Here is a 20,851-nt window from a genome sequence, read left to right as displayed (position 1 = left end):
GTCGGGCGCGGCTCAGGCGACGGTGGTCCGGGCCCGGGCCCTGCCGGCGCCCAGCGCCGCGCCGAGGGCGTCGACGACGCGGTCCTGGTCGGCCTCGGTCAGGCCGGGGTGCAGCGGCAGGGAGAGCTGCTCGGTGTAGAACGACTCGGCCACCGGGCAGGACCCGCGCCGGTACCCGAGGTCGGCGAAGACCGGGTGCCAGTGCACCGGGATGTAGTTGACCTGCACGCCGATCCCGGCGGCGCGCATCGCGTCGTACACCTCGCGGCGGCGGCCGTCGAGCACCCGGATCGGGTACAGGTGCCAGGCCGGCTGCGCCCACGACCGGCGACCCGGGAGCCGGACCCCGGCCAGGTCGGCCAGGGCCGCGTCGTACCGGGCGACCAGCCGGGCGCGGGCGGCGAGGAAGTCGCCGAGCCGGCGGAGCTGGCTGCGGCCCAGCGCGCAGAGCACGTCGGGCAGCCGGTAGTTCAGGCCGAACTCGTGCACCTCCTGGTGCCAGCCGCCCTCGTCGGGCCAGCGCAGCTCGTCGGCGTCCCGGACCAGCCCGTGGTTGCGGAACCGGCGGGCCCGCTCCAGCAGCGCCGGGTCGGTGGCGGCGACCGCCCCGCCCTCGGCGGTGGTGAGGTTCTTCGTCGGGAAGAACGAGAAGGTGGTCAGGTCGGCCAGCGAGCCGACCGGCCGGTCCCGGTAGGTGGCGCCGATGGAGTGCGCCGCGTCGGCCAGCAGCAGCGCGTCGGTGCCGTCCAGGCCGGCCCGCAGCGCGTCGTAGTCGGCCGGGTGACCGGCGTAGTCCACCGCCGACACCACCCGGGTCCGGGTGGTCAGCGCCGCCGACACCGCCGCCGGGTCCAGGGTGTACGTCTCCGGCTCGACGTCGGCGAAGACGACGGTCGCCCCGAGCGCCACCGCCGTGCTGGCGGTCGCCGCGAAGGTCATCGGCGGGACCACCACCTCGTCGCCGGGGCCGACCCCGGCCGCCGCGTACGCGGTGTGCAGGGCGGCGGTGCCGTTGGCGACCACCGCGCAGCCCACCCCGCCGGTCCAGCCGGCCAGGTCGGTCTCGAAGGCGGCCACCTGCGGGCCGGTGGTGAGCCAGTCGCTGCGCACGGCGGCGGCGACGGCCGCGACGTCGTCCTCGGTCACCGACTGCCGGCCGTACGGGAGCATCGCCGTCATACCCGGACGCCGAGCATGTCGCGCAACTGCTCCACGGTGAGCCACTGGTCGTTGCTGTCCGACTGGTACGCGAAGCCGTCGCCGACCTGCTCGCAGCCCTCCGGCGGCTGGTACCCCCAGGTGGCGATGGTGGGCTGGACGATGAACCGGTCGGCGGCGCGCAGGGTCCGGCGGCTGTCGTCCGGGGCGATCATCTCCTCGTGCAGCTTCTCGCCCGGCCGGATGCCCACCTCGTGCGTGGTGGCGTCCGGGGCGACCGCCTCGACCAGGTCCAGGATCCGCATGCTGGGGATCCGGGGGACGAACAGCTCGCCGCCCTGCATCTGGTCGAAGGAGTCCAGGACGAACTGGACGGCCTGGTCGAGGGTGATCCAGAACCGGGTCATCCGCTTGTCGGTGATCGGCAGGCTCCTGCCCTCGGCGGCGAGCCGGCGGAACAGCGGCACCACCGAGCCCCGGCTGCCGACCACGTTGCCGTACCGCACCACCGCGAAGCGGGTCGGGTGCTGGGCGGCGTAGTGGTTGGCCGAGACGAACAGCTTGTCGCCGACCAGCTTGGTCGCGCCGTACAGGTTGATCGGGCTGGACGCCTTGTCGGTGGAGAGGGCGATGACCTTCTGCACCCCGGCCTCGATCGCCGCGTCCACCACGTGCTGCGAGCCGGTGATGTTGGTGGCGATGAACTCCGACGGGTTGTACTCGGCGGTGTCCACCTGCTTGAGCGCGGCGGCGTGCACCACGTGGTCCACCCCGTGCATCGCCCGGGTCAGCCGGTGCCGGTCCCGGATGTCGCCGATGAACCAGCGCAGCCGGGGGTCGTCGTCGAGCTGCTGGCGCAGCTCGTACTGCTTGAGTTCGTCGCGGGAGAAGACCACCACGCGGGCCGGGTCGGCCTCGGTGAGGATGTGCCGGAGGAAGGTCTTTCCGAAAGACCCCGTGCCGCCGGTGATCAGAATGGACGAACCATTCAACTCACTCACTTGCTTCTCCCCTGGTCATAGGTGTCGGCGCGGCCCACCGGGGCGGCCGACCGGATCGAGACGCTAACCCTGGTGGGTTAACTGGTTGACGTGGTCCGGTGAACAGCGCGTCGGCCGGACGTGAATGCGCGGCTGCCGCCGCGTGGCGTGCGGTGCCCGCCCCGCCGGCCGGACGGGACGCGTCCGGCCGGCGGGCCGGTGGCTCAGATCAGCTCCCACGCCAGTGGGGTGCCCCGGGCCACGTCCCGGGCGAAGGTGCGCCCGAGCACCCGGTCCAGGTCGGCCGGGGGCAGCCCGCCGGCCGGCCGGATCGACCGGACGTTCTCGCTGGTCACCGGCTCACCGGCGCGCACGTCGGCGACCACGTACAGGGACCGGCGGAACCGCAGCCCCTCCCGCTCGGTGGGGGTGGGGCCGACCGTCGTCCCGCCCAGCGCGGCCCAGGCCCGCTCGGACTCCACGCAGAGCGCGTCCAGCTCGGCCGGCTCCAGCGAGAAGTCCGAGTCGACCCCGCCGTCGGCCCGGCGCAGCGTGACGTGCTTCTCGATCAGGCAGGCGCCCAGCGCCACCGAGGCCACCGGTACCCCGATGCCGGGGGTGTGGTCGGAGAGCCCCACCGGCACCCCGAACGCCTGCGCCAGCACCGGGATCCGGCGCAGGTTGCTGTCCTGCGGCGGGGCCGGGTACGAGGCGGTGCAGGCCAGCAGCACGATCCCGCCGGCACCGGCCGAGCGGGCGGCGGTCACCGCGGCGTCGATCTCGCCGAGGCTGGCCATCCCGGTGGAGATCACCATCGGCTTGCCGGTGCTGGCGACCAGCCGGATCAGTGGCAGGTCCACCAGCTCCGACGAGGCGATCTTGTACGCCGGCACGTCCAGCTCCTCCAGCAGGCGCACCGCCGTCGCGTCGAACGGCGACGAGAAGACGGTCATGCCGTGCTGCCGGGCCCGCTCGAAGATCGGCTCGTGCCACTCGTACGGGGTGTGCGCCCTCTCGAAGAGCTGGTAGAGCCGCTCGCCGCCCCACAGGTCGTGGCCCGAGGAGATGCGGAACTCGGGGGCGTCCACGTCGATCGTGATCGTGTCCGGCCGGTACGTCTGCAGCTTCAGCGCGTGCGCCCCGGTGGCGGCCACCGCGTCGACGATCTCCAGGGCCCGGTCCAGGCTGCCGTTGTGGTTGCCGGACATCTCCGCGACCACGAAGGGCCGCTCACCTGCGCCGACCGCGTGCGGCCCGATCTTCACTGTCACCGTCATGCTTCCCTGCTCATCTGGGTCCACACCACCTGGTGCGGCGTACCGTCGACGTCCCGCTCGTAGCGGCGGACAATCCGGAACCCGAAGCGCCGGTGCAACGCCAGCACCGGCTTGTTCTCGGCGAAGGTCTCCCCGCCGAGGCTGCGTGCCCCGAGGTCGGTGAAGGCGTGCGCGATGGCCGCCTCCTCCAGCGACATCCAGGCCCGCAGCAGCTCCCGCCGCTCGTCCAGGCCCGCGATGTCGAGGTAGAAGCCCCAGACCAGGTCCCGCCGGGGCGAGGTCACCCCGCTGAAGGTGACCACCCCGGCGTCCCGGTCGGCGTACCGGTGGATCAGCACCCGCCGGTCCGGGTCGGTGCGGACCCCCGCCCACCAGGCGGCGTGCTCGGCCGGGGCGATCTCGTGCCGGGTGTTGCTGACCGCGCGGACCTGCGGGTGGTTCCGCCAGCGCAGCATGGTGACCAGGTCGTCGCCGGTGGCCGGGCGCAGCCCGTCGGTCGGCGGTGGCGCGTCGGCCGTGGTCAGCCCGTCGGTCGGGTACGGCGCAGCGGTCATCCCTGTCCCGCCAGCGCCGTGGACTGCTCGGCCGCCTCCCGGCCGGCCGCCGGGTCGGCCTCGGCCGGCGCCGGCGCGGCCCGCTGGCCGCGCAGCCGGCCGGCCATCCGGTGGGCCCGGCGCAACGCCACGTACGCCAGGTAGCTGTCGCGGCCGACCAGCCGGTGCTTGAGGCCGGGCACCCCGTCCGGCTGCGGGTACCCCTCGGGCGGCAGGAACCGGCGGTAGTGCTCGGCCACCCGCCGGAAGAAGGCCCGGCGCAGGTGCGGGTGGAGCCGGTCGTCGTTGCCCACCACCACCAGGTAGTGGCTGATCATCAGGGTGAACAGCGTGGCGCGCAGCTCCGGGTCGGGATGGCGCTTGTCCACCCACTCGAAGAGCCGCTCGTACTGGGCGAAGGCGTCGAAGTGCCGGCCGCTGCGGGTGGAGGTGATCGCGCCGAGCCGGCCCTGCCGGTACCGGTAGCAGACCTGGTCCAGCACCGAGATCCGCTCCGCGCCGATCAGCAGCGGGTGGCTGAACGGGATGTCCTCGTACCAGCCGGGGTGGAAGCGCAGGTCCAGCTCGTCGAGGAAGTCGCGGCGGACCACCTTGTTCCAGGCGGTGTGCTGCACCCGCAGCAGTTCGGGCCGCTCGTCCAGGGTCACCGGGTCGGGCACCCCGCGCAGCAGGTGGCTGCTGGCGTCGACCTCCAGCCGGCCGTTCTCGTGCACCCGCAGGTGGTCCAGGAGCAGCACGTCCGGCTCGTCGCGGCGCAGCCGCGCCAGCACCGTGGTCACCGCGCCGGGGGGCAGCCAGTCGTCGCTGTCGACGAACCAGACGTACCGGCCGCGCGCCTGCTCCAGCCCGGCGTTGCGGGCCAGCCCCAACCCCACGTTGCGGGTCAACCGGACCACCCGGACGTTCGGGCGCCCGGCCGCGTACGACTGGAGCATCTCGCCGCAGCGGTCCGGCGAGGCGTCGTCGACCGCCACCAGTTCGATCGCGTCGGACTCGTCGACGGTGAGCCCGCCGAGGATCGACTCCAGGCACTGGTACAGGTACGCCTCGACGCCGTACACGGGGACGACGAAGCTCAGCAGTGGGGTTCGCGTCGACTCAGTGACCACGCCCGACACCATCGACGGCGCGGGTGGCCGGGCACAGAACCTGGCGTGTACGGGCGGCGGGCGCTTCCTGAACAGCCCACCGCCCGTAGGTGAACTACCGGTTGAGGATCTGCTTCACCCGGCTGCCCACGGCCCGCCGTACCCGGGTGCGCAGCTGCTGGGACGTCTGCGCGTCCAGCTTCTCGCGGAGCTGCTGGTTCTGCTCCCGCAGCCAGTCGATCCGGGAGACGAGCTGCTCGGTCGGCGCGGTGGCCTGCGGCCCCACCCCCGGCGGGTACACGGTGTCGCGGACCTGCTGGTCGAAGCGGGCCGCGCAGTCCCCGTCGGCGAACGAGTTGCCCAGGTCGTGGCGGTTGAGGAAGGACAGCATCGTCTCGTACCGGGCCTTGTGCCCGTTGTTCAGCGCGGTGTAGTCCGCCTCCTCGTAGAGCTGGGCGGCGTCCACCTCACCCGAGACGTCGGTCATCTCCCGGTAGGGGATGTCGAAGTAGCGGGCGAGTTCGAGGGTGCGGGAGTCGTGGGCGAACAGGTAGCCCGGGGTGCCCGAGACCAGCGCGGTGATGGTGCCGTGGATCCGGGTGCCGAAGTTGAAGTCGAACCCCTTCAGGTGGTCCATCCACGTCCACGGGTCGACGAACATCCGGATCTTGTCCTCGGTGAACAGCGGGTGCGAGGTGTGGATCGGGATGGTGCTCTTCTTGCCCCGGTCCTCGGGGGCGTCGCCGTAGAGCAGGACGCCGAGGGTCTTGACGTCCTGCGGGATGTAGCAGAGGTTCGGGTACTTCCGGTGGTGCGCGGTGATCACCTTCGCCATCGACTTGACGTACGGCGAGACGGTGAGCGCGATCCGGTCCTCGGTGCCCAGGTACGGCTTCTTCTTCTCCACCCGCAACGTGTCGCCGTGCAGGAACATCGACGGGCAGCCGATCACGTCCACGGCGGAGAAGCCCAGCGTCTTGAGGTAGCTCTCGGTGATCTCACCGCGTACCCCGATGCTGTGCGAGCGGTCGAGCACGGCGCTGACGAAGTCCTTCACCGGCTCGTCGATCTGGCGCAGGTACTCCCGGTCGCCCTTGAGGTTGGTCTGCGTGCCGACGCCGAAGACCACCACCGGGATCTTCAGCCGGCGGATCAGCCGGGTCATGCTGACCAGCCGGTGGGCGAAGCTGCGCCGGAAGGCGTTGGCGAGCGGGACGACGAAGACGTCGTACTTCTCGTTGATCATGTCGGCGTCCCGGGCGTCCGACCGGAACCCGGTGGAGGTGATCTCCGCGTTCGCGGTCCGCAGGATCTTGTGCGCCGAGTGGCTGAAGACCAGGTTGCCTGAATTGTCGCCGATCCAGTTCCGCTCGAACGTCTCCTCCGGGGTGTAGATGTCAAAGGGGCCCTTCTTGGCCCGGAGCAGAATCCGCTGGTGCATCGCTGCTGTTCCCTCTCGTCGATCCTGCGCGCCCGGAGGCGCTGGCCGGCGCCGTCGGCGACGCGGCGGACCCCCGTCCTTGTCCCGCAACATCGCAAGAACCGGGATATTAGGCCATTGGTCACCCCTGGTTCGCACGCCCGTCGCCGTCGCGCCCCCCACCTCGCGCGGTGGGAGCCGCCGACCGGTTGCGGGTAGGGTGCCCGGCGGGCGGCCCCGGAACCGGTCGACGACGCGCCCGCGGAGGAGGAGACGTAGTGCTGGTGATCCTGGTCGCGGACGGTGTCGGGGCATGACCAGCGTAACCGCCGGACCGTCGCCGGTCTTGTCCCGACTGCCCTCACTGACCGGATTGCGGTGGATTGCCGCCCTGCTCGTCTACGGCTTCCACGCGGCCACCATGCGGGTCGTCGCGGAACCCGACCAGCAGGCCGTCCTCTCGAAGGTCTTCACCCTCGGCCTCTCCGGCGTGCAGTTCTTCTTCATCCTCAGTGGCTTCGTCCTGGTCTGGTCGGCCCGTCCCGAGGACTCCAAGCGGGCCTTCTGGCGGCGGCGGGCCGCGAAGATCTACCCCAACCACATCCTGATGTGGGCGGTGGTGCTGCTGGTCGGGCTCTGGTTCACCGACCCGGTCAACCTCCGGGCCGCGGTGACCAACCTGTTCCTGCTCCAGGCCTGGGACCCGACCCCCGGCCACTTCTACAGCGTCAACACGGTGAGCTGGTCGCTCTCCTGCGAGCTGTTCTTCTACTTCTGCCTGCCGTTCGCGCTGCCCCTGATCCGGCGGGCCCGCCCCTGGATGCTCTGGCTCGTCGTCGTCGCCGTACCGCTGCTCATCGTGGCGCTCTGGCCGGCGCAGCTTTTGGTGCCCGAGGAGAGCCGCTGGTGGTTCACCCAGGTCTTCCCGCTGACCCGGTCGCTGGAGTTCTGGATGGGGGTCGCCGCCGCGGAGCTGATGCGGCGGGGCAGGTGGCGCGGCCCCAACCTGGGCCTGGCCAGCATCCTCTTCGTCGCCATCTGGATCGCCGCCGGTGAGGTCATCCGCGCCGAACTCTGGGCCGGCGTGCTGTCGGTGGCGTACATCCTGGTCATCGCGGCGGCGGCGGACGCCGACATCCGGGGACGCTGGTCCCCGTGGCGCTCCCGGCCGCTGGTCTGGCTCGGCGAGGTCTCCTTCGCCTTCTACCTGGTGCACGTCTTCGTCATGGTCACCGTGCTCCGGCTGACCGGGCACTACGGCGTCGGCCTGCCCGGCTGGTGGGGACCGGTCGCCGTGGTCGCCTTCCTCCTGGTCAACCTGGGCCTGGCCGCGCTGATGCACCGCTGGCTGGAGACCCCGATGATGCGCCTGCTCGGCCCGCGCCGGTCCAGGTCCCCCCGCCCCGACCCCGCTTCCGACCCCGCCTCCGGTTCTGTCGAGCCGGCGTCCGACGAGCACGCCCAGGGCTACGTCCGGCACCGTTGACCCCCGCTGGGTCGTCGAGTACGTCAGCTCGACAGCGTCGGGGGCCCGGGGCCGGCTCGGGGTGGACGGGTGGTCGGTAGACACGCCCGGACGGCCATGGGCTTCCGGTGCCGGCGCCGGTAGGTTGTCAGTCGTGCCTCCCGTCGCCCCGACCGGTCCACTGTGGTGGGTCGTGCTGACCGCCGGGGACGACCGGTTCCTCGCTCCTGCGGCCGGCCCGGTCGCGTCGGAGGTCGCCGGCTCCCGGGGGCCGCCGGTCTGACGGCGCGCGGCAGCCGTACCGGCGTCGTGGGGTCACCCGGCGTCCACCCCGCACCTCATCCACCGCACGTCCGATCGCGGCTGGCCGGCCGCGCCGGGCCCGCCGGTGCGGACCACCGTAGGCTTCCGCTTCCCGCGAGGTACGACCATGGCGACGCTCCTCCACCAGTTCGTGATCGGGGTGCCCCGGGCCGCCGCCATCTGGACCGGGCTGCTCCTGCTGACCCTCGGCGTGCTCACCGCGCTGGTCGTCCGGTCCGACCGTGACCGGCGGCGTGAACCGGCGCTCGGCGGGGCCGTCGACGCGGACGGGGCGGCCCCGGACCGGGCCGCGCCGACCGCCCGGTCGGCCGGGACCACCGAGTCCGCTGACGTCGCCGGGCCCGCCGCCACCGCCGAGCAGATCGCGGCGGCCGCCGCCGAGGCGGCGGCCGACCTGCGCCGGTACGCCGGGGAGGTGGCGGTGGCGGCGGCCGGTGCGGCCCGTAACGCCCGGCGACGACGCGCCTCCTGGCTGGCCGCGCAGGAGCACCTGGACCGGGCGTGGCGGGAGCGCGACGAGGCCGACCGGATCGCCCGGCGGTTCGCCGGGGCGGGGGCCCTGCCCGCCCTGCGGCCGCCGTACACGCCGGCCGAGCGTGCCGCCCGGAAGCGGTACCTGCACCGGGCGGCCGTGATGGCGCACTGGCGGGGCGACCTCACCGTGCCACAACTCCGCGACGTCTTCGCCGGGCGGGGCGGCTGGGACCCCCGGCGGCACCCGGTCGAGCAGGAGGTGCTGCTGGCCCGCGCGGTCCGCGACGCCAAGCTGGCCCGGTACCGCCAGGCGGTCGTGCGGGAGCGGGCGGCGTGGCGGGACGCCGACCTGTCCGCCGAGGCGGCCCGGGTGCTCGCCGTCGAGGCGTACGCGGCGGCGCAGCGGCTCAGCCCGGCCGTCGCACCGGCGGCGGCGACCTCGGCGCAGGCCCGGCGTACCGTGCTGGCGGCCCGGTTCCGGCCGGCCCGGGTCGGCTGAGCCGGGCCCCGTCGGGACGACTTCGGTGACGCCGGTCACAGGCTGGCGGATTCGGGCAGCCGGCGCAGGCGGGGTGAGGAGGGCCGTCAATTCCCGTGGGATGCGCACCGGGTGTCCGGTTGTCGACCGGTGATTCCCTGACAACTGCTCGTCCCATTGAGTCGCGTCAGTGCGCAACTGAGTCGCCGAGGCGCCCGGTGTTCGATGTTTGAGCAGGTGAGGGCGGTTTGGCGGGGCGGTGGACGGCCAGTAGTGTCGCTGCGTCCGGTGCGGTTCACGATCGCAAGAGGCGACGCCGTGCCGACCCGCTCAATCGTCGACGACGAACCGGGGACCCAGTGCACGTGTGGGGTGAATCCGCGGGCCCACGGCTCGCGGTAGGGCGATTTCTTCCCGCCCGAATCCGTCAGCTAACCCGGTAGGCGGTATCGGAAGGAGAGCCACAGCCTGTGCGCCACGACCAATCCCCTGAGCTGAACCCCCACGGCGCCGCGGTGCCGTCGCCCGTCGCGCTCGCGACGAGCTGATTCCGGCAACCGCCCCCGCCCGAGCAGATCGGGCGCCATCCCCCAGCGATCCCACCGTCCGCGGGCCCCGACCCGCGTCGTCGGCGTGCCCCTCGGCTCCGCCGCGCCGGTGCGGTCGCCACCGGCACCGTGGAGGAAACACGTGAAGCAGCATCTCAAGCGGCAGCTCCGACGGCTCGCCGCGGACCGTCCGTACCAGGTCGTCGCCGCCTCGGCCGCGACCCTCGTGGTGGCCTCGGGCGTCGGCGTCCTGGCCACCGTCGGTGACACCCCTGACCGTGCCCGGGTCCGCCCGGCCGCCGTGGCCGAGCAGGCGCCGCACGCCGGTGAGCTGCCCGCCCGCGCCGAGCTGAGCGCCCCGCAGACCTCGGCGCCGTCGCTGACCACCCCGGCCCCGACCGCCACCTCCCCGTCGGCGACCAAGTCGCGGGCGGCCTCGCCGAGCGCCGCCGCCAGCAGCGCCGCGCCGGACCCGGACCTGACCCGCTCGGCGGCGCCGAAGGCGCCCGCCTCGAAGGTCCTCGACCACGAGTACCAGGCGCAGATCACCTACTACTACTGCGGGCCGGCGGCGGTCCGTAACGCGCTGACCGCCATGGGCATCTCCCGCAGCCAGGACGACCTGGCCGGGCGGCTCGGCACCACCCAGTTCGGCACCAACTCGGCCGCCGACACCACCCGGGTGCTCAACCAGCTCGTCAAGGGTGAGCCGTACCGGACCCGGATGATCTCCGGGGGTGCCGCCACCGCCGCCCAGACCGAGCGGCTGCGGGCCGATGTGGTCGCCGCCGTGGCCGACGACCGCAGCCCGGTGGTGAACGTCGCCGGCAGCACCACCGACCTCTCCGGCGGCTGGCACTCGTTCCCGGGTGGGCACTACGTCGCCGTGGTCGGCTACCGGGACGGCGGCAAGTCCGTGAAGATCGCCGACTCGGCGAACCCGGCGACCGCCTCGTACTGGCTCACCGTCGACGCGCTGGCCGACTGGATCGCCACCCGCGGGTACTCCGCCTGACCCACCCGCGACGCACCACGGGCGCCGGCTCCCGACTCGGGGGCCGGCGCCCGTCGGCGTCGGTGGGGGTGCGGCGCGCCCGTCAGATGGTGGGGGTCAGCGGCGCGGCGGCGTCCGGCAGCGCCGGCGCGGCCGAGCTGCGCGGACCCGGCGGGGCCCAGCCCGGCTCCAGGTGCCGCCGGGCGGCGGTCAGGAAGACCTCGGCGTACGTCTCGGCGGGGAAGTCACCGAGGTAGCGGGCCCGGGTGGCCCACCGGGCCGACGCGGCCGGATCGGTCTCCAGCAGCCGGGTCAGCACCTCGTCGACGTTGGCCATGTCCCGCCGCAGCACGTAGCCCGAGCCGGCCAGCGGGAACCGCTCGACGAACCGGTCGCCCTCGCCCACCATGTCCGTCACCGCGTACGGCTTGCCGGAGTAGAGGTAGTCGGAGATGACCCCGGAGACGTCGGAGACCAGCGCGTCGGAGCGGTTCACGCACTCGGTCAGGGTCAGCTCCCGGCTCGCCGCCGCGCCGTAGACGTGCTGCCGGCCGGTCCGGGCCCGGTCGGCGGCGAGCAGTTCGGTCAGCCGGGCCAGGTGCCGGGCCGACGCCGGGTTCTGCGTGGTGTACGGGTGGGCGCGCAGGATCACCGTGGCCCCCCGGGCCAGCAGGGCGCGCAGCAGGGTCTCGCCCACCGGCAGGGAGCAGTAGTTCGCGTCGGCGTGGTGGCCGGTCCAGGTGGGCGTGTACAGCACCGTCGGGTTCGGGTTCGGTGGCGTGCCGGCCGGCTCCCGGCGGACCTGGATCGCCTCCACCTGCGGCCGGCCCACCACCTCGAACTTCTCCGCCGGGATGTCGACCCCGGCGCGGGCGTACCGCTCGATCGCCGCCGGCCCGGCCACGAAGATCCGGTCGAAGATCCCGGAGACCGGGTTGGCGCTGGGCGCCTTGTCGCTGTCGCCGTGGTGGAGCTGGATGTGGGTGAGCTGGTTGAACCGGACGCAGTGGCTGTTCTTCGCGCCGTGGTTGACGTAGAACGCCACCTTCAGGCTCGGCACCAGCGCCTCGTCCAGCGCCTTCAGGGTGGGGCAGAAGACCACCGGGGCGCGGGTGGCCGCCGAGACCGGCCCGAGGAACTCCGGCTCGCGCAGCACCACCAGGAACGGCCGGCCGATCCGTTCCAGGTACGGCAGCCACATGGTGACCTGGTACTCCGACCCGGGCGGGGCGGAGAAGTAGAGCAGGAACTCCGGCTGGTCCCGGCGCAGCGCCCGGCCCACCGGCCCGCCCCCGGCGCCGGGCCGGAACCGCCGCCGGGCCAGGTCCAGCCCGACCGCCCCGGCCCCGGCGCCCACCACGAGGGTGGCCAGCAGCGCCACCCAGGCCGGCAGGGTGGCCAGCGCGGCCAGCGCCACCACGGCGAGCAGGCCGAGCACCGCGTTGCCGAGCTGCGCGGCGACCAGCGGGGTCCACTGCCGCACCGGCAGGTTGGCGGCCCGGATCTCCAGCATCCCGGCCTCCCGCAGCGGGCCGGCGAGCAGCACCAGCCCGAGCAGCGCCAGCGCGGTGACCGCCAGCACCGGGTCGAACCCGGCGTCGAGCCGGCGGGCGTACCCGACCAGGACGGCGGCGGCGACCAGGGTGGTCTCGGTCAGCACGTCGGCCGCCGGCCGGACCCGCCGTTCCCACGCGGCGGCGGCGAGCGCCGCCACCGCCAGCGCCAGCCCCCACCCGGTCGCCCCGGTGAGGGCCACCACGGTGAAGGCGAGCAGGGCCAGACCCGTGGTCAGGCACCGGGCGATCAGTTTCCTGACCAGGTCACCACGCATGTCACTCCGCTTTTCGGTCTCGCTGGGTGCTCCGGGCCGGTCGCCGGCCGCCGGTGGTGCGGGTGGGCAGGCGGGTCAGCCGGCGCTGGTCACCGGGGCGGGCTTGTCGGCCTGGGCCGGCACCGCCGGGCTGGCCGGCCCCTCGCCGGGGGCCCGGCGGACGTCGATCACCTGGCCGGTCAGCTCGGAGATCAGCACGTCCAGCGAGGCCTGGGCGACCGTCTCGGCGGCCAGCAGGGTGTGCTCCGGCTCCTCGCCGAAGGCCCGGGTGCGCATCGGGGTGGCGGTGCGCTCCGGGTTGACGCAGTTCACCCGGATGCCGAACTCGGCCCACTCGTCGGCGAGGGCCTGGGTCAGGTTGACCAGGGCCGCCTTGGTGGAGGAGTAGAGGGCGTACTGGGCCCGGCCCCGGGTGTAGGAGCTGGAGGTGTAGAGCAGGAGCTGGCCCTTGGTCTGCTGCAGGTACGGCAGGGACTGGCGGGCGATGGTGACCGGCCCGACGAAGTTGACTTGGAGGACCCGGTCCATGGTCTCCTCGTCCATCTCGGCGAGGGCGCCCTTCTCCAGGATGCCGGCGGTGACCACCACGTAGTCGATCCGCCCGGTGGCCTCGAAGGCCGTCCGCAGCGCTGCCTCGACGTCCCCGGCCCGCTCGACGTGGGTGCCGGTGGTGGAGCGGCTGACCGGGAAGACCTGGGCGCCGTAGCGGCGGGCCAACTCGGTCAGCTCGTGGCCGATGCCGTAGCTGCCGCCGAAGACCACCACCGTCCGGCCGGCCAGCTCCTCGGTGTAGCCGCGCGGGTCGGCCAGCCGGGGCACCTGGGCGGCGGCGAGCTGGAAGAGCTTGTCCGCCAGGTGCACGTCGACCGGGTGGGTGACCTTGATGTTCTCGTCGGAGCCGTCGATCACCTTGATCGGGGTGCCGGGCAGGTACCGCAGGACCACGCCGCAGTCGTCGGTGGCGGCGAAGTTCGGGTCGCCCTCGGCCCGCCGGTACGCCTCCCGGATGGTGCCCGAGCGGAACGCCTGCGGCGTCTGGCCCCGGCGCAGCCGGGCCCGGACCGGGATGTCGGTGATGCACTCGTCGTCGTCGACCTGGATGATCGTGTCCGCCGAGGGGATCGCCACGTCGACGGCGGAGTACGTCCAGAGCGCGTTGACGCACTCGCGGACGATCCGGCCGCTGACCAGCGGGCGGACCGCGTCGTGGAAGAGGATGTTGACGTCGCCCTCGCCGACCGCGTCCAGCGCGACGCGGGTGGTGTCGTTGCGGGTCTCCCCGCCCTCGATCACCTTGCTGACCTTGCGGAAGCCGGCCTTGTCGACGATCTGCTGGGCCTGCGGCACGTGCCCGGCGGCCATCAGCACGATGATCTCGTCGATCTCCGGGGCGGCCTCGAAGACCGCGAGGGTGTGCTCGATGATCGGCTTACCGGCGATCTTCAGGAGCTGCTTCGGGATGCCCAGGCCGAGCCGGGTTCCGGTGCCGCCGGCCAGCACCACCGCCACCGTCCGCGTGGGTCGCCACGGGGCTGCCGCCTCGCCGGTGGCGTCCGGGCCAGTGGTGTGGTCCTGCGTCATTGCCGATCCTCACTTCCGGGGGGTTGACTCTGGGTGACATCGGGGGTACGTCCCGATGAACAGTAACGCGGCCACCGCGCCGCCCGGTGGGGCGACGCGGTGGGACGGCACCGGGTGGTTGCCGTACGGACGACGGAACTCTACTTGGAGTTCACGTATGTCTCATAGGCCCGGATCACCTCGGCGGTCGGACCGTCCATCCGCAGGGTGCCGGATTCCAGCCAGATCGTCCGTTCGCAGGTGTCCCGGACCGAGGAGAGCTGGTGGCTGACCAGGAACACCGTGCCGGCGTTCTCCCGCAGCTCCCGGACCCGCTGCTCGCTGCGCTTGCGGAAGCCCTTGTCGCCGGTGGCCAGCGCCTCGTCGATCAGCAGCACGTCGTGCTTCTTCGCGGCGGCGATCGAGAAGCGCAGCCGGGCGGACATGCCCGAGGAGTAGGTCCGCATCGGCAGCGAGGCGAAGTCGCCGCGCTGGTTGATCCCGGAGAACTCGATGATCTCCGGGGTGAGCCGCTCGACCTCGGTCGGGGACATCCCCATCGCCAGGCAGCCGAGCGCGACGTTGCGCTCGCCGGAGAGGTCGTTGAGCAGCGCGGCGTTCACCCCGAGCAGCGAGGGCTGCCCCTGGGTGTAGACCGCGCCCCGGTTCACCGGCAGCAGCCCGGCGATCGCCCGCAGCAGGGTCGACTTGCCGGAGCCGTTGCTGCCGATCAGGCCGATCGCCTCGCCCCGGTACGCGGTGAAGCTGACCCCCTTGACCGCGTGCACCTCGCGGATCTGCGGCGCCGAGGTGCGCGACACGATCCGCTTGAGCGCGGCCACCGGGCTGGCGGTGGCCCCGGCGCCCTTGTGCACCCGGTAGATGACGTGCGCGTCGTCGGCCACCACCGTCGGGATGCGGTCCTGCACCCGGGGGAGGGTGACGGTGACGTCGTTGGAGTTCTCGAGCTGATCAACCACGGCCGTACTCCTGTTCGCCGCGCCAGAAGTAGAGGAAGCCCCCGATGCCCATGCCGACCGCCCAGGCCGCCGCGACCAGCCAGAGCTGGGTCGGCGAGGAGTTGAGCAGGGGCGCCGACTCCAGCAGGGAGACCCGGGCCAACTCGATGTAGACCAGGGCCGGGTTCAGCTCGACCAGCCGGGCCGCCCAGCCGGGCAGGCTCTGCTCGAAGAGGGTGACGCTGTACAGCACGCCGGAGCCGTACATCCAGGCGCGCAGGACGAACGGCATGATCTGCTTGAGGTCGTTGACCTTGGCGCCCATCCGGGCCACCGCCATGGTCAGCCCGGCGTTGAACAGCGCCTGGAACACCACGGTCGGCACCAGCAGCAGCCACTCCCAGGTGATCGGCTCGCCGGTCACCAGCACGATGCCGACCAGCACCACCATCGCGCCCATGAGCTGCTGGAGCTGGGTGAGCACGACGGCCAGCGGCAGGCAGGCCCGGGGGAAGTGCAGGGCCCGGATCAGGCCCAGGTTGTTGGTGATCGACTGGGTGCCGTTCTGCACCGCCACCTGGGTGAAGTTGAAGATGAACAGCCCGGTGGTCAGGTACGCGATGAAGTTCGGCACCCGGTTCTGTTCGAGCACGATGCCGAAGATCAGGTAGTAGACCGCCGCGTTGGTGAGCGGGGTGAGCACCTGCCAGAGCTGGCCCAGCTTGGCGTTGCTGAACGAGGCGACGAGCTTCGCGTTGGCGTACGCGGCGATGAAGTGCCGGTAGGACCAGAGCCGGCGGGTGTACTCGGCCAGCGGAGGCCGCTCGCCGGCGACCCGCAGCCCGTGCCGGGCGGCCAGTTGCGCCTGGGTGAGGCCGGAATCGGGGTCGGCCAGCGCGGTGTTGGCCATTGGTGGGGCGCTCCGATCTCTTGTGCCGACGGGGTGCGCGTGGCGACGGGACCACGCGTGGCAGGGGACCACGTGTGGCAGGTGCGTGGAGCGCCGCCTCGTCGCTGCGTGGACGGTAGTCCAAATTACGTCGGGACGCAACCGTACCGTCGTTGCGCTACATTGGGGCACGTGACGTGCGAGAAGAGGACAGCGTGACCGCGCCGGAAGAGGTGCAGGTGGCGACCGGGAAGCGGCGGACGCCGGCCGGCGCGGCGGTGCTCCGCGACGACATCACCTCCGCCATCCGGCGGGCGCTGATGCAGGAGCTGGCCGCCGCCGGGTACGGCCGGTTGTCGATCGAGGCGGTGGCCCGCCGCGCCGGGGTGAGCAAGACGGCGATCTACCGGCGGTGGAGTTCCAAGCTGGAACTGGTGCTGGAGGTCGTCTCCGCGACGGCCGGGCGCAAGCTGCCGACGCTGGACACCGGCAGCCTCCGGGGCGACCTCGAACTGCTCTTCGGGGTCGTGGTGCACGCGCTGGGCCACCCGCTGGCCGCCCAGATCATCCCGGACCTGCTCGCCGAGGCGGCCCGCAACCCGCAGATCGACGAGACCCTCCAGCAGGTGCTGCGGGCGCAGCAGCAGGAGATCGGCGGGCGGCTGGTCGACCGGGCGATCCGGCGCGGCGAACTGCCCCCGGAGACCGATCCGGACCTGGCGGTGGACCTGGTCGCCGGCCCGCTCTACTGGCGGCTGGCCATCGCCCGCACCCCGCTGACCGAGGAGTACCTGGGCAGCCTGGTGGACTCGGTGGTGACCGCCCTGGGCGCGTCGGCCACGGTGCCCCGCCAGCACGGGCCCGGCACGCCGACCGCGCCGGCCTGACCCGGCACCCTCCCGCCGCACGGTCACCGGACTACCGGACCGGTGCCAGCGGCAGCCGGGACACGATGTGCCGGGCGATCTCCAGCGAGCTGGTCGCCGCCGGTGAGGGCGCGTTGAGCACGTGCACCTGCCGGGGCGCCTCGACGATCAGGAAGTCGTCGACAAGCGTGCCGTCCGGCCGGATGGCCTGGGCGCGGACCCCCGCACCCGCCGGCACGATGTCCGCCGCGGTCAGCTCCGGGACCAGCCGGGCCAGGCTGGCCGCGAACCGTCGGCGCGACAGCGACCGGGTCACCTCGGTCAGGCCGTACCGGTAGTGCTGGCGGCCCAACGCCCACAACCCCCGGTAGGACAGCGCGTCCCAGACGTCACGCGGGCTGAACCGTCCCCACGAGTACCCCTCGCGGGCGGTGGCCAGCACCGCGTTCGGCCCGGCGTGCACGCTGCCGTCGACCATTCGGGTCAGGTGCACCCCGAGGAACGGGAACTGCGGGTCGGGTACCGGATAGATCAACCCCCGGACCAGGTCCCGCCGCTGCGGGGTCAGCTCGTGGTACTCGCCCCGGAACGGCACGATCCGCACCGGCGTGGGCACCCCGGCCAGCCGGGAGATCCGGTCGGCGTGCAGGCCGGCGCAGTTGACCAGCACGTCCGCGACCACCTCGCCGGTGGTGGTGGTGACCACCACCCCCTCCGGTCGGTCGGTCACCCCGGTCACCTCGGCCCCGGTGCGCAGCTCCGCGCCGCCGTCGGCGAGCAGGCCGGCGAGGGTCCGGCAGACCGCGCCGAAGTCGACGATCCCGGTCGAGGCGATGTGCAGCGCGGCGACGGCGGCCACGTGCGGCTCGTACTCGGCGGCCTCGGCCGCGTCGACCAGGCGCACCGGCAGCCCGTTGGCCAGCGCCCGCTGGTGCAGGTCGTGCAGGCGGGGCAGTTCGGCCCGGTCGGTGGCCACGATCAACTTCCCGCAGACCTGGTACGGCAGGTCGTGCCGGGCGCAGAACTCGACCATCGAGGCGCTGCCGGCCCGGCACAGGGTGGCCTTCAGGCTGCCCGGCTTGTAGTAGACGCCGGCGTGGATCACCCCGGAGTTGTGCCCGGTCTGGTGGGCCGCCCAGCCGGCCTCCTTTTCCAGCACGGTCACCCGGTCGCCGGGGCGGTCGGCCAGCAGCCGGTGCGCCACGGCGAGACCGACGATGCCGCCGCCGACGACCACGAACCTCGTCATTCCCTCTCCCCTCGGGCACGCCGGTGCCGGCCCGGCCGGTACCGCCGGACGCCGGTGCCCGCCCGGCACCGCGCAGCGATGGTAACGAAGCCCGCCGGCTTGCCCGATCCGCGCCCGTTGCGTCGGGTTGGCCTAGACTGCTGCGGGTCCAGCTACACCGGGAGTCACATGTCTGAGGTCATCGCGCTCGGCCAGCCCACCGTCGGTGAGGCCGAGCTCGCCGCCATCGCCGAGGTCTTCGCCTCCGGCTGGCTGGCCGGCGCCGGGCCGACCTGCCGCCGGTTCGAGGAGCGCTTCGCCGCCGCCGCCGGCACCCGGCACGCCCTCGCCACCACCAACTGCGGGTCCGCCCTGCACCTGGCGCTGCTCACCCTCGGCGCCGGGCCGGGTGACGAGGTGGTGGTCGCCGACTACACCTTCCCGGCCACCGGCCACTCGGTGCTCTGGACCGGCGCGAAGCCGGTCTTCGCCGACGTCCGACCGGACACCTGGACGGTCGACCCGGCCGCGGTCGAGGCGGCGATCACCCCCCGTACCGTGGGGATCATCGCGGTCGACGCCTTCGGGCAGCCGGCCGACTACGACGAGTTGCGGGCCGTCGCCGACCGGCACCAGCTCTTCCTGGTCGAGGACGCGGCCTGCGCGGCCGGCGCCACGTACCGGGGCCGCCCCGCCGGGAGCCTGGCCGACGTGGCCACCTTCAGCTTCCACGGTCGCAAGGGCATCACCGCCGGTGAGGGCGGGGCCTTCGTCACCGACCGGGACGACCTCGCCGCGCACGCCCGCAAGCTGCACACCTACGGGGTGGAGGGGGCGCTGACCCGGGCCGAGCTGTCCCACCTGCCGATCCCGAGCTTCACCGAGCTGGGCTACAACTACCGGCTCTCCGACGTCGCCGCCGCGATCATGCTGGCCCAGCTCGACCGCCTGCCGGAGCTGCTGGCCGCCAAGCGGCGCACCGCGGCCCGCTACGGTGAGCTGCTCAAGGACCACCCGCTGATCACCACGCCGTACCAGGCGCCGGACCGCGAACACCCGTGGCAGTCGTACGTGGTCACCCTCGACCCGACGGTGGACCGGGGCGCGGTGGCACTGGCCCTGCGCGAGCGCGGCGTACAGTGCACCTTCGGCACGTACGCCTCGCACGTCCAGCCGCTGTACGACCAGCGCGAGCCCTGCCCGGTCTCGGCTGACCTCTTCGCCCGGCACCTTGCCGTCCCGATGCACGCCAACCTCACCGACGCCCAGGTGGAGACCGTTGCGACCACTCTGGTCGACGTCGTCGACGCCACGGCATCCAGGTGATGAACGTAGGAAGGACACCGTTCGACATGTCCAAGCAGACCGTCTTCATCACCGGCGGGGCCGGCTTCATCGGGCTGCACGTGGTGCCGCTGCTGCTGGAGAAGGGCTACCGGGTCCGCATCTTCGACAACATGTTCCGGGGTGACCGGGACAAGGTCGCCGAGCTGGTCGCCACCGGCGACGTCGAGCTGATCGACCAGGACGTCCGGTACGGCGGGGCGGTGCACGCGGCCATGAAGGGCTGCGAGTACGTGATCCACCTCGCCGCCGTCTCGATCAACAAGAGCCAGGCCGACCCGTACGAGTCGATCGACATCAACGTGGTGGGCAACCACAACGTCTTCGCCGCCGCCGCCGACAACGGCGTCAAGCGGGTGGTCTACGCCTCCTCCGCCTCGGTCTACGGCGACCCGCAGAAGCTGCCGATGCACGAGGACGACCGGCTGGACCCGCTCACCCCGTACTGCATCGCCAAGCGCGCCGGGGAGGACCTGCTCGGCTTCTACCAGCGCAGCAAGGGCCTGAACTGGATCGCGCTGCGGTTCTTCAACGTGTACGGCCCCGGCCAGAAGCCGACCGCGTACTACACCTCGGTGATCAACCACTTCGTGAAGCGGCTCAAGACCGGCCAGCCGCCGATCATCGACGGCAAGGGCGAGCAGTCGATGGACTTCATCCACGTGCACGACATCGCCCGCTCCGTGGTCGCCGCGCTGGAGGCCGAGCAGGGCAACGTGCCGGTCAACATCGGCACCGGCCTCGACACCTCCGTCGCCACCCTCGCCGAGATCCTGATCAAGGCGGTCGGGGTGGACGTCGAGCCGCAGTTCAACCCGCGCGAGGTGCTGGTCAGCCGGCGGGCGGCCGACATCACCCGGGCCCGCGAGGTGCTCGGCTGGGAGCCGACCATCGCCGTCGAGGACGGCATGACCGACCTCATCAAGACCGAGGTGGCGTGACCACCCCACCAGCCGTCGCCGGCAGCCCACCGCCCGGTGGGCTGCCGGCCAACCCGTACAACGCGCACGCGTGGATTGTCGGCGAGCCGGTGATCGGCGCGGGCACGTGGATCGGCGCGTTCACCGTCATCGACGGCTCCGGCGGGCTGACCATCGGCGCCGGCTGCGACATCAGCAGCGGCGCACAGATCTACACCCACTCCTCGGTGCGCCGCTGCGTCTCCGGTCGGGCCTACCCGCAGGTCGACCGGGCGCCGGTGACGATCGGTGACCGGGTCTTCATCGGGGCCAACGCCACGGTGCTGATGGGCGTCACCATCGGGGACGGCGCGGTGGTCGGCGCGGGCGCCGTGGTCACCCGGGACGTCCCCGCCGGGACGGTCGTGGCCGGCGTCCCGGCCCGGGTGGTCTCCACCGTCGAGGTGGACGGCGGCGCCGTCCGGTTCGTCGCCGCGCAGGACAGCTAGGAGCCC

Annotated in this window: 19 protein-coding genes and 1 riboswitch; of the genes, 8 read left to right on the top strand and 11 right to left on the bottom strand. The window is 72.9% G+C overall.

Annotated elements, in window-relative coordinates; genetic code table 11:
• Window positions 1-12: 12 nt before the first annotated feature.
• The 6 genes from ACQUFX_RS15690 to ACQUFX_RS15665 all read right to left on the bottom strand — a co-directional run bounded on the left by ACQUFX_RS15690 (window position 13) and on the right by ACQUFX_RS15665 (window position 6,498).
• A complete protein-coding gene (locus ACQUFX_RS15690; RefSeq protein ID WP_428966756.1) occupies window positions 13-1,179 on the bottom strand; it encodes a DegT/DnrJ/EryC1/StrS family aminotransferase in 1,167 nt (388 codons plus the stop codon).
• Window positions 1,176-2,159 (bottom strand): UDP-N-acetylglucosamine 4,6-dehydratase (inverting), encoded by a 984-nt coding sequence (gene pseB, locus ACQUFX_RS15685; RefSeq protein ID WP_428966755.1) that lies wholly within the window; start codon window positions 2,157-2,159, stop codon window positions 1,176-1,178. The genes ACQUFX_RS15690 and pseB overlap by 4 nt, the downstream gene beginning before the upstream one ends.
• 203 nt (window positions 2,160-2,362) lie before the next feature.
• The gene (gene pseI / locus ACQUFX_RS15680) at window positions 2,363-3,415 is read right to left on the bottom strand and encodes a pseudaminic acid synthase (protein ID WP_428966754.1); all 1,053 of its coding nucleotides are present in this window, start codon (window positions 3,413-3,415) and stop codon (window positions 2,363-2,365) included.
• Window positions 3,412-3,969 carry a GNAT family N-acetyltransferase gene (locus tag ACQUFX_RS15675; RefSeq protein WP_428966753.1) on the bottom strand — a complete coding sequence of 186 codons (558 nt, stop codon included), beginning with the start codon at window positions 3,967-3,969 and terminating at the stop codon, window positions 3,412-3,414. Before ACQUFX_RS15675 ends, pseI begins: the two co-directional genes overlap by 4 nt.
• On the bottom strand, window positions 3,966-5,078 hold the full coding sequence (locus ACQUFX_RS15670; RefSeq protein WP_428966752.1) for a glycosyltransferase family 2 protein: 1,113 nt from the start codon (window positions 5,076-5,078) through the stop codon (window positions 3,966-3,968). The genes ACQUFX_RS15675 and ACQUFX_RS15670 overlap by 4 nt, the downstream gene beginning before the upstream one ends.
• Before the next feature lie 94 nt (window positions 5,079-5,172).
• Complete coding sequence (locus tag ACQUFX_RS15665) at window positions 5,173-6,498, bottom strand: polysaccharide pyruvyl transferase family protein (protein WP_428966751.1); 1,326 nt, start codon at window positions 6,496-6,498, stop codon at window positions 5,173-5,175.
• 292 nt (window positions 6,499-6,790) lie between these two features.
• Between ACQUFX_RS15665 and ACQUFX_RS15660 the strand changes: the two genes are divergently transcribed.
• The 4 genes from ACQUFX_RS15660 (at window position 6,791) to ACQUFX_RS15645 (ending at window position 10,781) form a co-directional block, all read left to right on the top strand.
• Window positions 6,791-7,963, top strand: coding sequence for an acyltransferase family protein (locus tag ACQUFX_RS15660; protein WP_428966750.1), 1,173 nt, complete (start codon window positions 6,791-6,793; stop codon window positions 7,961-7,963).
• A gap of 133 nt (window positions 7,964-8,096) precedes the next feature.
• On the top strand, window positions 8,097-8,225 hold the full coding sequence (locus ACQUFX_RS15655; protein ID WP_428966749.1) for a hypothetical protein: 129 nt from the start codon (window positions 8,097-8,099) through the stop codon (window positions 8,223-8,225).
• A 147-nt stretch (window positions 8,226-8,372) separates the two neighbouring features.
• Window positions 8,373-9,239: a hypothetical protein gene (locus ACQUFX_RS15650; protein ID WP_428966748.1), complete on the top strand. Its 867-nt coding sequence runs from the start codon at window positions 8,373-8,375 to the stop codon at window positions 9,237-9,239.
• A gap of 296 nt (window positions 9,240-9,535) precedes the next feature.
• A riboswitch (cyclic di-AMP (ydaO/yuaA leader) is annotated at window positions 9,536-9,679 on the top strand.
• A 229-nt stretch (window positions 9,680-9,908) separates the two neighbouring features.
• Entirely contained in the window at window positions 9,909-10,781 is an 873-nt protein-coding gene (locus ACQUFX_RS15645) for a C39 family peptidase (protein WP_428966747.1), read from the top strand.
• 82 nt (window positions 10,782-10,863) lie between these two features.
• Here ACQUFX_RS15645 and ACQUFX_RS15640 read toward each other — a convergent pair whose 3' ends face one another.
• The 4 genes from ACQUFX_RS15640 to ACQUFX_RS15625 all read right to left on the bottom strand — a co-directional run bounded on the left by ACQUFX_RS15640 (window position 10,864) and on the right by ACQUFX_RS15625 (window position 16,020).
• Window positions 10,864-12,591 (bottom strand): CDP-glycerol glycerophosphotransferase family protein, encoded by a 1,728-nt coding sequence (locus ACQUFX_RS15640; RefSeq protein WP_428966746.1) that lies wholly within the window; start codon window positions 12,589-12,591, stop codon window positions 10,864-10,866.
• A gap of 75 nt (window positions 12,592-12,666) precedes the next feature.
• Window positions 12,667-14,172, bottom strand: a complete 1,506-nt coding sequence (locus tag ACQUFX_RS15635; RefSeq protein WP_428966745.1) for a bifunctional cytidylyltransferase/SDR family oxidoreductase — start codon at window positions 14,170-14,172, stop codon at window positions 12,667-12,669.
• A 140-nt stretch (window positions 14,173-14,312) separates the two neighbouring features.
• Window positions 14,313-15,131 (bottom strand): ABC transporter ATP-binding protein, encoded by an 819-nt coding sequence (locus ACQUFX_RS15630; protein ID WP_067366387.1) that lies wholly within the window; start codon window positions 15,129-15,131, stop codon window positions 14,313-14,315.
• Entirely contained in the window at window positions 15,124-16,020 is an 897-nt protein-coding gene (locus ACQUFX_RS15625) for an ABC transporter permease (protein ID WP_428966744.1), read from the bottom strand. Before ACQUFX_RS15625 ends, ACQUFX_RS15630 begins: the two co-directional genes overlap by 8 nt.
• Window positions 16,021-16,277: 257 nt before the next feature.
• Here ACQUFX_RS15625 and ACQUFX_RS15620 point away from each other — a divergent pair, with 257 nt between their 5' ends.
• A complete protein-coding gene (locus ACQUFX_RS15620; RefSeq protein WP_428966963.1) occupies window positions 16,278-16,886 on the top strand; it encodes a TetR/AcrR family transcriptional regulator in 609 nt (202 codons plus the stop codon).
• A gap of 31 nt (window positions 16,887-16,917) precedes the next feature.
• Here the strand turns inward: ACQUFX_RS15620 and lhgO are convergent, their stop codons facing one another.
• Complete coding sequence (gene lhgO, locus ACQUFX_RS15615; RefSeq protein WP_428966743.1) at window positions 16,918-18,114, bottom strand: L-2-hydroxyglutarate oxidase; 1,197 nt, start codon at window positions 18,112-18,114, stop codon at window positions 16,918-16,920.
• A 168-nt stretch (window positions 18,115-18,282) separates the two neighbouring features.
• Here lhgO and ACQUFX_RS15610 point away from each other — a divergent pair, with 168 nt between their 5' ends.
• From ACQUFX_RS15610 to ACQUFX_RS15600, 3 genes are read left to right on the top strand one after another with little or no spacing between them, the layout of a single operon-like run.
• Window positions 18,283-19,419 carry a DegT/DnrJ/EryC1/StrS family aminotransferase gene (locus ACQUFX_RS15610; RefSeq protein ID WP_428966742.1) on the top strand — a complete coding sequence of 379 codons (1,137 nt, stop codon included), beginning with the start codon at window positions 18,283-18,285 and terminating at the stop codon, window positions 19,417-19,419.
• 26 nt (window positions 19,420-19,445) lie between these two features.
• Complete coding sequence (locus ACQUFX_RS15605) at window positions 19,446-20,378, top strand: NAD-dependent epimerase/dehydratase family protein (RefSeq protein ID WP_428966741.1); 933 nt, start codon at window positions 19,446-19,448, stop codon at window positions 20,376-20,378.
• On the top strand, window positions 20,375-20,845 hold the full coding sequence (locus ACQUFX_RS15600) for an acyltransferase (protein WP_428966740.1): 471 nt from the start codon (window positions 20,375-20,377) through the stop codon (window positions 20,843-20,845). The genes ACQUFX_RS15605 and ACQUFX_RS15600 overlap by 4 nt, the downstream gene beginning before the upstream one ends.
• Window positions 20,846-20,851: the final 6 nt, after the last annotated feature.

Origin of the sequence: Micromonospora fluostatini (assembly GCF_050410825.1) — a bacterium.
Taxonomy (GTDB): domain Bacteria; phylum Actinomycetota; class Actinomycetes; order Mycobacteriales; family Micromonosporaceae; genus Micromonospora; species Micromonospora rosaria.
This window is presented reverse-complemented; position numbering and strand designations above follow the sequence as displayed.

What these genes read in the sequence shown, in the direction of transcription:
- ACQUFX_RS15650 (WP_428966748.1), top strand. Translation starts at nt 8,373, where the DNA reads ATGGCGACGCTCCTCCACCAGTTCGTGATCGGGGTGCCCCGGGCCGCC.
- ACQUFX_RS15610 (WP_428966742.1), top strand. Translation starts at nt 18,283, where the DNA reads ATGTCTGAGGTCATCGCGCTCGGCCAGCCCACCGTCGGTGAGGCCGAG.
- ACQUFX_RS15625 (WP_428966744.1), bottom strand. Translation starts at nt 16,020, where the DNA reads ATGGCCAACACCGCGCTGGCCGACCCCGATTCCGGCCTCACCCAGGCG.
- ACQUFX_RS15605 (WP_428966741.1), top strand. Translation starts at nt 19,446, where the DNA reads ATGTCCAAGCAGACCGTCTTCATCACCGGCGGGGCCGGCTTCATCGGG.
- lhgO (WP_428966743.1), bottom strand. Translation starts at nt 18,114, where the DNA reads ATGACGAGGTTCGTGGTCGTCGGCGGCGGCATCGTCGGTCTCGCCGTG.
- pseI (WP_428966754.1), bottom strand. Translation starts at nt 3,415, where the DNA reads ATGACGGTGACAGTGAAGATCGGGCCGCACGCGGTCGGCGCAGGTGAG.
- ACQUFX_RS15640 (WP_428966746.1), bottom strand. Translation starts at nt 12,591, where the DNA reads ATGCGTGGTGACCTGGTCAGGAAACTGATCGCCCGGTGCCTGACCACG.
- ACQUFX_RS15675 (WP_428966753.1), bottom strand. Translation starts at nt 3,969, where the DNA reads ATGACCGCTGCGCCGTACCCGACCGACGGGCTGACCACGGCCGACGCG.
- ACQUFX_RS15665 (WP_428966751.1), bottom strand. Translation starts at nt 6,498, where the DNA reads ATGCACCAGCGGATTCTGCTCCGGGCCAAGAAGGGCCCCTTTGACATC.
- ACQUFX_RS15690 (WP_428966756.1), bottom strand. Translation starts at nt 1,179, where the DNA reads ATGACGGCGATGCTCCCGTACGGCCGGCAGTCGGTGACCGAGGACGAC.
- ACQUFX_RS15635 (WP_428966745.1), bottom strand. Translation starts at nt 14,172, where the DNA reads ATGACGCAGGACCACACCACTGGCCCGGACGCCACCGGCGAGGCGGCA.
- ACQUFX_RS15660 (WP_428966750.1), top strand. Translation starts at nt 6,791, where the DNA reads ATGACCAGCGTAACCGCCGGACCGTCGCCGGTCTTGTCCCGACTGCCC.